This window comes from Streptomyces sp. NPDC001406 (assembly GCF_042895285.1).
Classification (GTDB): Bacteria; Actinomycetota; Actinomycetes; order Streptomycetales; family Streptomycetaceae; genus Streptomyces.
In genome coordinates this window covers 539,479-551,966 of record NZ_JBIAWG010000004.1, presented here as the reverse complement: position 1 = coordinate 551,966, position 12,488 = coordinate 539,479, and the positions used below count along the sequence as shown (strand labels likewise).

The 12,488-nt window shown below is 72.1% G+C and carries 10 protein-coding genes; 1 reads left to right on the top strand and 9 read right to left on the bottom strand.

The annotated features are described in order from the left end of the window. Window positions 1–176: 176 nt before the first annotated feature. The 3 genes from ACFY1J_RS12790 to ACFY1J_RS12780 form a co-directional block, all read right to left on the bottom strand. Window positions 177–1,151, bottom strand: a complete 975-nt coding sequence (locus tag ACFY1J_RS12790; protein WP_390705793.1) for a D-cysteine desulfhydrase family protein — start codon at window positions 1,149–1,151, stop codon at window positions 177–179. Between the two features lie 63 nt (window positions 1,152–1,214). Beyond that, on the bottom strand, window positions 1,215–2,573 hold the full coding sequence (locus ACFY1J_RS12785; RefSeq protein WP_390705794.1) for a VWA domain-containing protein: 1,359 nt from the start codon (window positions 2,571–2,573) through the stop codon (window positions 1,215–1,217). Beyond that, window positions 2,570–3,427: a MoxR family ATPase gene (locus tag ACFY1J_RS12780; RefSeq protein WP_363298155.1), complete on the bottom strand. Its 858-nt coding sequence runs from the start codon at window positions 3,425–3,427 to the stop codon at window positions 2,570–2,572. Before ACFY1J_RS12780 ends, ACFY1J_RS12785 begins: the two co-directional genes overlap by 4 nt. A 166-nt stretch (window positions 3,428–3,593) precedes the next feature. Between ACFY1J_RS12780 and ACFY1J_RS12775 the strand changes: the two genes are divergently transcribed. Then, window positions 3,594–4,547, top strand: a complete 954-nt coding sequence (locus ACFY1J_RS12775) for a hypothetical protein (RefSeq protein WP_390705795.1) — start codon at window positions 3,594–3,596, stop codon at window positions 4,545–4,547. 39 nt (window positions 4,548–4,586) lie between these two features. Here ACFY1J_RS12775 and ACFY1J_RS12770 read toward each other — a convergent pair whose 3' ends face one another. From ACFY1J_RS12770 to rhaI, 6 genes are all read right to left on the bottom strand, one after another. Beyond that, window positions 4,587–5,228, bottom strand: a complete 642-nt coding sequence (locus ACFY1J_RS12770) for a lactate utilization protein C (RefSeq protein WP_390705796.1) — start codon at window positions 5,226–5,228, stop codon at window positions 4,587–4,589. Continuing rightward, window positions 5,225–6,760 carry a LutB/LldF family L-lactate oxidation iron-sulfur protein gene (locus tag ACFY1J_RS12765; protein WP_390731202.1) on the bottom strand — a complete coding sequence of 512 codons (1,536 nt, stop codon included), beginning with the start codon at window positions 6,758–6,760 and terminating at the stop codon, window positions 5,225–5,227. Before ACFY1J_RS12765 ends, ACFY1J_RS12770 begins: the two co-directional genes overlap by 4 nt. Further along, a complete protein-coding gene (locus ACFY1J_RS12760; protein WP_390705798.1) occupies window positions 6,757–7,512 on the bottom strand; it encodes a (Fe-S)-binding protein in 756 nt (251 codons plus the stop codon). Before ACFY1J_RS12760 ends, ACFY1J_RS12765 begins: the two co-directional genes overlap by 4 nt. A 72-nt stretch (window positions 7,513–7,584) precedes the next feature. After that, complete coding sequence (locus ACFY1J_RS12755) at window positions 7,585–9,033, bottom strand: rhamnulokinase family protein (RefSeq protein WP_390731201.1); 1,449 nt, start codon at window positions 9,031–9,033, stop codon at window positions 7,585–7,587. Beyond that, complete coding sequence (locus tag ACFY1J_RS12750; protein WP_390705800.1) at window positions 9,030–11,069, bottom strand: bifunctional aldolase/short-chain dehydrogenase; 2,040 nt, start codon at window positions 11,067–11,069, stop codon at window positions 9,030–9,032. The genes ACFY1J_RS12755 and ACFY1J_RS12750 overlap by 4 nt, the downstream gene beginning before the upstream one ends. 141 nt (window positions 11,070–11,210) lie before the next feature. After that, the gene (gene rhaI / locus ACFY1J_RS12745; protein ID WP_390705801.1) at window positions 11,211–12,371 is read right to left on the bottom strand and encodes an L-rhamnose isomerase; all 1,161 of its coding nucleotides are present in this window, start codon (window positions 12,369–12,371) and stop codon (window positions 11,211–11,213) included. Window positions 12,372–12,488 lie beyond the last annotated feature (117 nt).

Sequence of the window (12,488 nt, the reverse complement as noted above, 5' to 3'; positions counted from 1 at the left end):
GGACGAACACGGTCTGCTCGCCGGGCCGGATGTCGCCGTCCCGGACGGCGGCGGTCAGCCCGGCCAGGGCCCGGCTCGTGTAGATGGGGTCGAGGACGAGCCCTTCGGTGCGGGCGGCGAGCCGGAGTGCCTCGGCCGCGGGGGCGGTGAGTGTTGTGTGCCGGGGCCGGGTGCCGTCAGGCCTCGTGGGTGCTGATCCCTTCCTCCGCGTACGCGATTGCCTGCGTGTGTCCGAACAGGCCGGGCAGTCCGCCGGTGTGGACGAACACGGTCTGCTCGCCGGGCCGGATGTCGCCGTCCCGGACGGCGGCGGTCAGCCCGGCCAGGGCCCGGCTCGTGTAGATGGGGTCGAGGACGACTCCCTCGGTGCGGGCGGCGAGCCGGAGTGCCTCGGCCGCGGGGGCGGTGAGCGTTGCGTATCCGTCGCCCACCTGGTCGCGGCGTACCCGCAGCAGGTCCGGGGTGACCGCCTCGGTGGTGAGCGGCGCCGCGAACTCCGTGACGGCGGCGGCCGGGTCGGGCAGCGCGCCCACGTCGACCCCCAGCACCGTCTCCGTCCCGAGCGAGGCGACGAGGCCCGCCATGGTGCCGCCGGATCCGAGCGCGACGACCACGGTCCGCGGGTCCGGGACCTGCCGGCGCAGTTCCTCGCCGCACCGCACATAGCCGCGCGCCCCCAGCGTGCTCGACCCGCCGAACGGGACGAGCGCGGGCCGGGAGCCGTTCTTCCGCAGCCGTTCGCACACCTCCGCGGCCATCGCGTCCAGGCCCGCCCGGTCGACGTCGCCCGCCCAGACCAGCCGCGCCCCGAACAACCCGTCGAGCGCGAGGTTCCCGGAGCGCGACACACCCGGTGAGCCGCGCAGCACCAGGACGACGTCCAGGTCCAGCCGGGCGCCCGCGGCCGCCGTCAGCCGGGCATGGTTGCTCTGCGGCGCGCCGGTGGTCACCAGTGTGTCGGCCCCCTCCGCGAGCGCCGCGCCCAGCGTCCACTCCAGCTTGCGGATCTTGTTGCCGCCACCGCCGAGACCGGTCAGGTCGTCACGCTTGATCCACAGGTCGTCCGGGCCGAGCCCGAGCGCGGCGGCCAGCCGGGGCGCCGGTTCCACGGGAGTGGGGAAGGTGCCGAGTTCCACGGGCGGGTGGGTCATGTCGTACGTCCTCGTCTGCGGGCGGATGTGCCGCAAGTCGACCACACATCGGGCCCTGCCGCCTTATACCGGCAGCAGCCTCGTGACCAGGTGGCCGAGCTGCCGCGCCGTACGGCACTCGTGCATCTCCACCAGCTCCGCGTAGGCGGGCGCGGCGGAGTCGCCGGTGCCCCACTGGGAGCGCTGCTCGGGGTTCAACCAGTAGACGCGGCGGGCCCGTTCGGCGATACGGCGGACCGCGGGCAGATTCGGGTCGCTCATGTTCGTACGGGCGTCACCGAGGACGAACACCGTCGTGCGCGGGCCGACCGCGTCGCCGTAGCGCTCCGCGAACTCGCCCAGGGCCACGCCGTAGTCGCTGCTGCCGTGCCAGCCGGTGAGCGTCGCCTCCGCCCGGATGCGGGCGCTCAGGCCCTCGGGGTCGGCCCTGCCGTGGTCGAGGAGGCCGGTCACCTCGTCGATCCGGTTGACGAAGGCGAACACCCGCACCTTGCTGAACTGGTCGTGCAGCGCCTGCACCAGCAGCATCGTGAAGTCGGAGAAGCCCGACACCGAGCCCGACACATCGCACAGCAGGACCAGTTCGGGCCGGACCGGACGGCGCCTGCGCAACACCGGCCGCATCGGTACGCCGCCCGTCGACAGCGACCCGCGCAGGGTGCGGCGCAGATCGATCGTGCCGCGCGCGGCACGGCGGCGCCGGGCGGCCAGCCGGGTGGCCAGTTTCCGGGCGATCGGCTGAACGGTCCTGCGCAGTTCGGCCAGTTGGTCCCGCCCGGCGAACAGGAAGTCCACCCGGTCGGCGGTCGGGCGCACCGCCCGCCGGGCGATCATGTCCCGGTCGCGCCGCTCGGCGACCCGCCGCCGCGCCTCGGCCGCGACCATCGCGCGGAACGTCTCGATACGGCGCCGGATCTCGTCGTCGAGCAGCCGGTCGGCGAAGCCCGCGCCCCCGTCCCGCTGCCGGACGTCCGTACGCACCCGGGCCAGCAGCGTCTGCGGGCGGAGCCGGTCGAGGGTCTGGTACGACGACCAGCCGTCCGACTCCGGTGAACTCCCGTATCCGCCCAGTCCGTCGACGGCCTCCGCCGCCAGCCGCGCCATCATGTCCCGGTCGTCCGCCGCCAGTGCCGCCGCGAGCCGGTCGCGCAGCTCCTCCCGGTCCGTGGACCGCGTGCCGGGCGCGCCGACGCGCCGCGGGAAGTAGAGGTCGAAGACCGGGTCGAACACGGCCCGCTGGCCCGTCCCGTGCAGCAGCGTCGCCGCCAGGCCCTCCCGCAGCAGCTCCCGGTCGGCGAACCCGAGCGCCGCCACCGCGCGGGCCGCGTCCACGGTCTCACCGGTGCCGACCCGCACGCCGTGCGCGCGCAACGCCCCGACCAGGCCCGTCAGCCGCTCGGTGACACCGACGGGGGTGCTCACAGGTTGTCCAGGTCCAGCTTGGCGGCCGCCTTGAGGACGTCGTCCTGATGCTTGAGGATCACGCCCAGGCTGTCCCGTACGACGCTCTCGTCGAGCGTGTCGGCGCCCAGCGCCAGCAGGGTGCGCGCCCAGTCGATCGTCTCGGCGACCGACGGCACCTTCCGCAGGTCCATCGCGCGCAGCGCGCCGATCACCCGCACCACGGACTCGGCCAGCGCCTCGCCGAGGCCGGGCACCTTCAGCCGTACGATCCGCCGCTCCAGCTCCTCGTCCGGGAAGCCGATGTGCAGGAACAGACAGCGCCGGCGCAGGGCCTCGGACAGCTCACGGCTGGCGTTGGAGGTGAGCACGACGAACGGGCGGCGGGTGGCCGCGATGGTGCCCAGCTCGGGGACGGTCACCTGGAAGTCGCTGAGCACCTCCAGGAGCAGCCCCTCCACCTCGACGTCGGCCTTGTCGGTCTCGTCGATCAGCAGCACTTTGGGGTCGTCGCCGCGGATGGCGGTCAGCAGCGGCCGCGCGAGCAGGAACTCCTCGCTGAAGATGTCCGTGCGTGTCTCGTCCCAGGTCTCGTCGCGGCCGGCGGTGATCCGCAGCAACTGCTTGGCGTGGTTCCACTCGTACAGCGCGCGGGACTCGTCGACGCCCTCGTAGCACTGCAGCCGTACCAGCCGGGCGTCCGCGACCTGGGCGACGGCCTTGGCCAGCTCCGTCTTGCCGACCCCGGCGGGGCCCTCCACCAGCAGCGGCTTGCCCAGCCGGTCGGCCAGGAAGACGGTCGTGGCGACCGCGGGCGACGCCAGATAGCCGGTCTCGGCGAGGCGTGCGGAGACGTCGTCTACGGAAGTGAACAACGGGGCCTCCGGCTGGTTCGGGTTCGGTGTCCAGGTCTCTATCTAAGCGCTTGTTCAGCGCGCCTGTCACGTGGGTACCGCGGTGGTGACCGCTCCGTGACGACAGTGACCGTACTGGTGCCGTGGCCGCCTTCCCGCCGGGCGGCGGTGCGGGTACAGGTTGTCCATGACGAGCAACGGGGGCTGCCGCCGGTCGTGGTGGCGGAGATTACGCGACGCGGTGCTGGGCGCCCGCACCGACACGAAGGCCGACGGACTGGCCAACCTGGTGGAACCGGGCCGCGAGGCGGCGTACGAGCGGTTCATCGCCGCCTATCCCGGCCAGCACATGAACCTCCAGCTGATCCACGGCGAGGCACAGCGGTCGTTCGAGTACGAGACCCGGCAGTCGCTGCGGATCACGGTCGGCTGTGTCCTGGGCAATGTGCTGCACGACCCGCGACTGGCCGGCGGGGAGTGCGACAGGCATCTGAAGGAGTACCTCAACAAGGAGATCGCGGGCCTGCGGGCCCGGATCGACCAGGACTGCGCGCTCGCCGTGAGCCGCGGCATCAACGTCGGACTCAGCCTCGGCGCGCTGATCAGCGTCGTACTGCTGAGCGCGCCGCTCGTGGTGGGGGCCGTGGGGCTGCTCGACGTCCTGCGCGTGCACATCGGGTGCAGCGACCGGTGGAGCCTGATGGGCGCCTTCGTGTGCGGCGGGGTGGGCGCGTTCGGCGCGGTGCTCAGCGTGCTGGTGCGGCTGCGCAGGAACGGGGAGGCGCTCGTCCGCCGCCGCACCAACGGCGACCGGGGCACCGTGGCCCCGGGACAGCTGGCGCGCGGCATGCGCCACGAGGGCGTGTACCGGGTCTTCGTCGGCTGGATCCTGGCCCTGGCGGTGTACTTCCTGCTCAACGCGGACATCGTGCAGGTGATCGACACGCCCGCGACCACCGGCGAGATCTGCGCCGCCCACGCGGACGGGGCGGGCACCGCGTTCTGGGGCTTCTGGTGTGCGGTCGGCTTCCTGGCCGGCTTCAACGAGCGCTGGGCCTTCGGCCTGCTGGACCGCTCCCGGACCGACCGCAGTGACCAGCCCCCGCGCCAGGCGCCGACCACCGACACCGGCGGCGGCTGACCCGCGCCACAGCCGGGGCCGACGGCCAGGGCCCCGGGGTCAGTTCACCAGCACGACCTCCAGGGTCCGCGGCCCGTGCACCCCCTCCACCCGGTCCAGCTCGATGTCGCTGGTCGCCGAAGGACCGGAGATCCAGGTCGACGGGCGGGTCGGATCAAGGCGTTCGAGGGCCTGCGGCACGGCGGAGACGACCTGCCCGGGGACGCGGACCACGCAGATGTGGTGGTCGGGGACCAGGGTGATCCGGCGGCGCCCCTGGTCGGGGCCGCCGTCCAGCACGAGGGTGCCCGTCTCGGCGATCGCCACCGCACACGCCGTGACCACGCTGTCGACGCGGTCGAGTTCCTGCGGGGTGCTGTCCGGGCGGTCGGCGACCCGCGCGGCCTCCGTGGCCGCCAGCCAGCCCTCGTCGAGCCCGGCCGGCACGAGCACCGAGGCCGACTTCCGCGCGGCCAGCAACCCGGCGATCACCGACGGGAGTTCGGCGGCCGTACAGCGGTGCACGATCGCCCGGTAGTCCGCCAGGTTCTCCGCGAGCAGGTCCACCGTCTCCGCGACGGTGCGCTCGCCGTGCTCGCGCAGATAGTCCCGCGGGACGGCCTGTTCGTACGGCGTGTCGTCCCGCGGAACGTCCGCGAGCGCGCGCTCCACCCGGCCCAGGATGCGTTCCCTGCTGCTCACTTGGCGGCCCCCTTGTCGCCGTTCTCGCCGCTCGTGCGCCGCCACCAGTCGCGGAAGGGCTCGGGAGGTACGGCCGGCAGGTCGCGGGTGCCGGTCCACGCCCGGCCGGGGCCCGGGAGCGTACGGGGATGCAGGCGCCGGGTGCGGGAGGCGAGCCGCTGACCGGTGCGCAGGGCGCCCGGGTGGGTGAAGGCCCAGCGTGCCGCGCGCATGGCGGCCCGCTCGGCGGCATGCCCCTTCGCGGGTTGCAGCACCACCTTGTTGCCCTCCCGGATCACCTGCCCGCCCTGCACGACCCGCTCGCGCAGATGCACCAGCACCTCGGGGATGTCGATGGCCACCGGGCACACCTCGTAACAGGCCCCGCAGAGCGAGGAGGCATAGGGGAGGGACGCGTCGATCTCGCTTGCCGTGCCCCGGAGCTGGGGGCTGAGGATGGCGCCGATCGGGCCGGGGTAGACCGAGCCGTACGCATGGCCGCCCGCCCGCTCGTACACCGGGCACACATTGAGACACGCCGAGCAGCGGATGCAGCGCAGCGCCTGACGTCCGACCTGGTCGGCGAGCGTGTCGGTGCGGCCGTTGTCGAGCAGGACCAGATGGAAGGTGCTGGGGCCGTCCTCGTCCGTGGTGCCGGTCCACATGCTCGTGTACGGGTTCATGCGCTCGGCCGTGGAGGAGCGGGGGAGGGTCTGCAGGAACACCTCCAGGTCCCGCCAGGCCGGCACGGTCTTCTCGATGCCCACGACGGAGATCAGGGTCTCGGGCAGGGTCAGGCACATCCGGCCGTTGCCCTCCGACTCGACCACGACCAGTGTGCCGGTCTCGGCGACCATGAAGTTGGCGCCGGAGATGCCGACCTTGGCGCGCAGGAACTTCTCCCGCAGATGGAGCCGGGCGGCCTCGGCCAGTTCGGCGGGCGTGTCGGTCAGGCCCTCGGGGGCCGGGCGGCCCCACTCGCCCATCTCGGCGCGGAAGATGTCCCGGATCTCGCCCCGGTTGCGATGGATCGCCGGGACCAGGATGTGCGAGGGCCGGTCCTTGCCCAACTGCACGATCAGCTCGGCGAGATCGGTCTCGTAGGCGCGGATGCCCTCCGCCTCCAGCGCCTCGTTGAGCCCGATCTCCTGTGTCGCCATCGACTTGACCTTGACGACCTCCGACTCGCCGGTCTCCTTGACCAGTCGAGCCACGATCCGGTTCGCCTCCGCGGCGTCCACGGCCCAGTGGACGGTGCCCCCGGCCGCCGTCACCGACTCCTCCAACTGCACCAGATAGCGGTCGAGGTGACGGAGCGTATGGTCCTTGATCCGCCTGCCGGCCTCCCGCAGCGCCGCCCAGTCGGACACCTCCGCCACCGCCTTCGCCCGCTTGGCGCGGATGGTGTGGGTGGCGTGCCGCAGATTGCCGCGCAGGGTCTGATTGTGCACGGCCTCTCGCGCGGCCTCGGGAAACGCAGGGTGGGTGGGTGGGGGAAACGCAGGGTGGGTGGGTGGGGGAAACGCAGGCATCCCTATGAACGTTCCGCTCATCCGGCCGGCTCCTCCTCCGTGCTCGCCAGGATCTCCGCGATGTGCACCGGCCGCAGATCGGCCCCGAGCCGGGTCATGGTGCCGCCGATGTGCATCAGACAGGAGTTGTCGGCCGCGCACAGCACCTCCGCACCCGTCGACTCGGCGTTGCGCACCTTGTCGGTGCCCATCGCCGCCGAGACGTCGGGGTTCTTCACCGCGAAGGTCCCGCCGAATCCGCAGCACTCCTCGGCCCCGGGCAACTCGACCAACTCCAGCCCCCGCACGGCCCGCAGGAGTCGCCGCGGCCGGTCACCGAGCCCCAGGCTCCGCAGCCCGTGGCAGGTCGGGTGGTACGTCACCCGGTGCGGGTAGTACGCCCCGACGTCCGTCACCCCCAGCACGTCCACCAGGAACTCCGTGAGCTCGTACGTCTTGGGGACCACCGGCGCCAGGGTGGCCGCGAGCGTGTCCCCGCGCCCCTCCGCCCGCGCCCGTTCACCCATCCGCGGATACAGCTCCCGCACCATCGCCCCGCACGAGCCGGACGGCGTGACGATCGCCTCGTACTCGCCGAAGACATCGGAGAAATGCCGGGCGAGCGGCTCCGCCTCATGCCGGTAACCGGTGTTGTAGTGCGCCTGCCCGCAACAGGTCTGCGCCATCGGGAAGTCGATGTCGACGCCCAGTCTGGTCAGCAGTTTCACCACCGCGCGGCCGGTGTCCGGATAGAGCGTGTCGTTGACGCAGGTCAGGAACAGGGCGACACGCATCGCGGCTCCTTGGGGTCGATCATCGGATGAGTGCAGGGTAATGGGCGGGGACGGGCGCGGGGAGACCCCGGCTCACCGCGCGGCGAGTCGGGCCTCGGCCTCCCGCCAGCGCGCCGTCGTGCCCAGCGGCTCGTACCGGGTGAGCGGCTGGGTGCGGGCGACCAGCCGGCGCAGGTCGGTGTGATCGCCGGACAGACCGTGGGCGCGCGCCTGGACCAGGACGTTGCCGAAAGCCGCGGCCTCCGCCGGGCCCGCCACCACCGGCAGCCCGCAGGCGTCGGCGGTGAGTTGGCACAGCAGCGCGTTGCGGGTGCCGCCGCCGACCACGTGCACGACGTCCACCGGATGGCCGGCCAGCCGCTGGGCGTCCTGGACGGCCCGGCGATGGGCCAGGGCGAGGGAGTCGAGGATGCACCGCGTGACCTCGCCGGGGGTGAGCGGCACCGGCTGCCCGGTCGTCCGGCAGGCCTCGGCGATCCGCTCCGGCATCCGGCCGGGCGCCAGGAACGCAGGGTCCCCCGCGTCCACGACCGACCGCAGCGCCGGAACCTCGGCCGCCGCGCGCAGCAGCCCGTCGAGATCCGGGTCGTCCCAGGCCCGTACGCACTCCTGCAGCAGCCACAGCCCCATGATGTTGCGGAGATACCGGACCGTGCCGTCCAGCCCCAGCTCGTTGGTGAAGTTGGCGACGCGGCTCTCCTCGGTGAGCACCGGGGCGTCCAGCTCAAGGCCCGCCAGGGACCAGGTGCCGGTGCAGATGTAGGCGAAGCGCTCGCCGACGGCCGGGACCGCGGCCACCGCCGACGCGGTGTCGTGCGAGCCGACCGCCGTCACCGGCACGGGACCGGCGAGCCCCGTCTCCTCCAGCACCTCGGCCCGCAGCACACCCGCCGGGTCGCCCGGCTGCCGCAGCGGCGCGAAGAGGCCGAGGTCGATGCCCAGGCGGGCGGCGACGTCGTACGACCACTGGCGCGTGCGGGGGTCGATGAGCTGGGTGGTGGAGGCGTTGGTGAGTTCCGTGCCCTGCTCGCCCGTCAGCCAGTAGGCGATCAGGTCGGGGACGAGCAACAGGCGTGCGGCATGGGCGAGTTGCCGGGTCTCGCGGGCCGCCGTCAGCTGGTACAGGGTGTTGATGGGCGCGTACTGCAGTCCGGTCGCCGCGTACAGCTCGGGGGCGGGCACGGTCGCCCACACCTTCTCCGCGGCGCCCTCGGTGCGGGCGTCCCGGTAGTGCACGGGGTTGCCGAGCAGGGCTCCGTCGGCGTCGAGCAGCCCGTAGTCCACGCCCCAGCCGTCGATGCCGACGGAGTCCACCTGCCCGGCCGCCCCCAGCCCCTCCAACACCCCGGCGTACAGCGCGAGGACGTCCCAGCGCAGCCCCTCCGGCACCCGGACGGGCCGGTTGGGGAAACGATGTGCCTCGGCCAGCTCCAGGCTGTCGGGGCCGACACGGCCGACCATCACACGCCCGCTGGAGGCACCGAGGTCGACCGCCGCGTACGACTTCACGGCGGCGCTCACCGCAGGAACGCGGCCGCCACACCCGCGTCGACCGGGACGTGCAGCCCCGTGGTGTGCGTCAGGTCCCCGCCCGTGAGCGCGAACACGGCGTTCGCGACATGCTCCGGCAGCACTTCCCGCTTGAGGATGGTCCGCTGTGCGTAGAACTCGCCCAGCTTCTCCTCCTCTACCCCGTACACCGCCGCCCGCTGTGCGCCCCAGCCACCGGCGAAGATCCCGGAGCCGCGCACCACACCGTCCGGGTTGACCCCGTTGACCCGGATCCCATGATCACCCAACTCCGCGGCCAGCAAACGGACTTGATGGGCCTGGTCGGCCTTGGTGGCGGAGTAGGCGATGTTGTTCGGCCCGGCGAAGACGGCGTTCTTCGAGGCGATGTAGACGATGTCACCGCCCAGCCCCTGCGCGATCATCACCCGGGCCGCCTCCCGCGACACCAGGAACGAACCGCGGGCCATGATGTCGTGCTGGAGGTCCCAGTCCTCGGCCGAGGTCTCCAGCAGCGGCTTGGAGATGGAGATCCCCGCGTTGTTGACCACGAGGTCGACCCCGCCGAAGGCGAGCAGCGCCGCCCTGAAGCCCGCGGCGATCTGCGCCTCGTCCGTCACGTCCACGGTCACCGCCACGGCCTTGTCCGGCCCGCCCAGCTCCTCGGCGACCTTCCCGGCGTTGTCCGCGTCGAGGTCGGCGACGACGACACAGGCCCCCTCGGCGACCAGCCGATGCGCGATCGCCCTCCCGATCCCGCTGCCCGCGCCCGTCACCAGCGCCACCCGGGTCGCCAGGGCCTTCGGCCTCGGCATCCGCCGGAGCTTGGCCTCCTCCAGCGCCCAGTACTCGATGCGGAACTTCTCCGACTCCTCGATCGGCGCGTACGTCGACACCGCCTCTGCCCCGCGCATCACATGGAGCGCGTTGACGTAGAACTCGCCGGCCACGCGCGCCGTCTGCCCGTCCTTGCCGAAGCTGAACATCCCCACGCCGGGCACCAGCACGATCGCCGGGTCGGCGCCGCGCATGGCGGGGGAGTCGGGAAGGGCGTGCCGCCGGTAGTAGGCCGCGTATTCCTCGCGGTACTGGGCATGCAGCTCCGTCAGCCGGGCGACGGCTTCCGCCACCGGCACGGTCGGCGGCAGGTCCAGGACGAGGGGCCGTACCTTCGTCCGCAGGAAGTGGTCGGGGCACGACGTACCCAGCGCGGCGAGCCGCGGGTGCTCGGCCCGCGCGAGGAAGTCGAGGACGGCGTCGGAGTCGTCGAAGTGCCCGACCTGCGCCCGGTCCTGGGAGGCGACGGCACGCACATACGGCGCGAGCGCGGCCGCCCGCTCCCGCCGCTCACCCTCGGGCAGCGCCTCGTACCCGTCGATCACGGGCCCGAACGGCTCCGCCTTCCCGCGCTCGGCGAGGAAGGCCTCGGCGGTACGGATGATGTGCAGCGAGTTCCGCTCGCACTCCTCGGAGCTGTCGCCCCACGCGGTGATCCCGTGCCCGCCCAGGACACACCCGACGGCCTGCGGGTTGGCCTCCTTGATCGCGGCGATGTCCAGCCCGAGCCGGAACCCGGGCCGCCGCCACGGCACCCAAACCACGGTGTCGCCGAAGCACTCGACTGTCAGCTTCTCCCCGTCGGCGGCACACGCCAGCGCGATGCCGGAGTCGGGGTGCAGATGGTCCACGTGCGGGGCGTCGACCAGCCCGTGCATGGCGGTGTCGATGGACGGAGCCGCTCCGCCCTTCCCGTGCAGGCAGTAGTCGAACGCGGCGACCATCTCGTCCTCGCGCTCGACGCCCGGGTAGACCTCCGTAAGCGCCCGAAGCCGGTCGAGCCGCAGCACGGCGAGCCCGCCCTCGGTGAGCGTCCCGAGATCGCCCCCGGACCCCTTCACCCACATCAGCTCGACATCGTGGCCGGTCACGGGATCGGTGTCGGTGCCTTTGGCGGACGCGTTGCCGCCGGCGTAGTTGGTATTGCGCGGATCGGCGCCGAGCCGATGGGAACGGGCGAGAAGAGCGGCGGCTTCGGGGTGGGGTGCCATGATCTTCGGTTCCTTACTCAGAAAAGGGGTGAGTGCATGTCTTTCAGGGGCGCGGGGCTGTATCGATATGCGGCTCCGCCGCGTGGGCGCGACCAGCCACAACGAACCCGCAGCCCGCAACGATCGGATCCCGGCAGACGCTCACGCCCCCCAACCGGCCTGCCGACCACCAACCCGCTCAGCAACAATCCGCTCGCCCCACCCGGACAGGGCATACGCACCGACGGGGTCGCGATCCAGCCCCATCTCTTCCCGTACGTCAGCCAACAAAGGCCGCACGTCGGTGTTGTACGCGTCCATCAACACCGCGTTGGCCCCCAGCACATCACCGGAGGCCTGCGCCTCGGCCAACGCCAACCGGTCAACCAGCAGCGCCTTCGCCGTAGCCTCCTGAACATTCATCACCGAACGGATGATCGCCGGAATCTTCGCCTCGACGTTGTGACACTGATCGAGCATGAACGCGACCTCCGGCCCGAACCCACCCCCACGCACCACCTCGTACATGATCCGGAACAGCTGGAACGGATCCGCCGCCCCCACCATCAGGTCGTCGTCCGCGTAGAACCGCGAATTGAAGTCGAACCCCCCGAGCTTCCCCTCCCGCAGCAGCGTGGCGACGATGAACTCGATGTTGGTCCCCGGCGCGTGGTGCCCCGTGTCCACCACGACCTGCGCCTTGGGCCCGAGCTTCAGACAGTGGGCGTAGGCCGTACCCCAGTCCGGGACGTCCGTCGTATAGAACGCGGGCTCGAAGAGCTTGTACTCCAGCAGCAACCGCTGCCCCTCGCCGAGCCGCCCGTACACCTCGGCCAGCCCCTCGGCCAGCCGGTCCTGCCGTGCCCGTACGTCGTCCTGCCCCGGATAGTTCGTACCGTCCGCGAACCACAGCTTCAGGTCCTTCGACCCGGTCGCGTCCATGATGTCGACGCACTCCAGGAGATGATCGACGGCCTTGCGCCGCACCGCGGCATCCGGATGGCAGATGCTGCCGAGCCGGTAGTCGTCGTCCTGGAAGGTGTTGGAGTTGATCGCGCCGAGCTTCAGGCCGCGCTCCTCGGCGAACTTCGCCAGGGCGGCGTAGTCCTCCACCGTGTCCCACGGAATGTGCAGGGCGACGGTCGGCGCAACGCCGGTGAGCGCATGCACCCGCGCCGCGTCCTCCAGCTTCTCCCATGGATTGCGTGGTACGCCCTGCTGGGCGAACACCTTGAAGCGCGTCCCCGAGTTCCCGTACGCCCACGAGGGCGTCTCGATGGCCTGGGTCTTCAGCGCGGCCTTCACGGCGGCGAGGTCGGTCACTTCAGGGCTCCTGTGGTGTCGGTCGGAACGACTGAGCGTGTGAAACGATTCAGAACCGCAAGCTATGAGCCCTCCCGAGGGGTGTCAAGCCATCCGGCCGTCCGTGTTTTCCGTGGC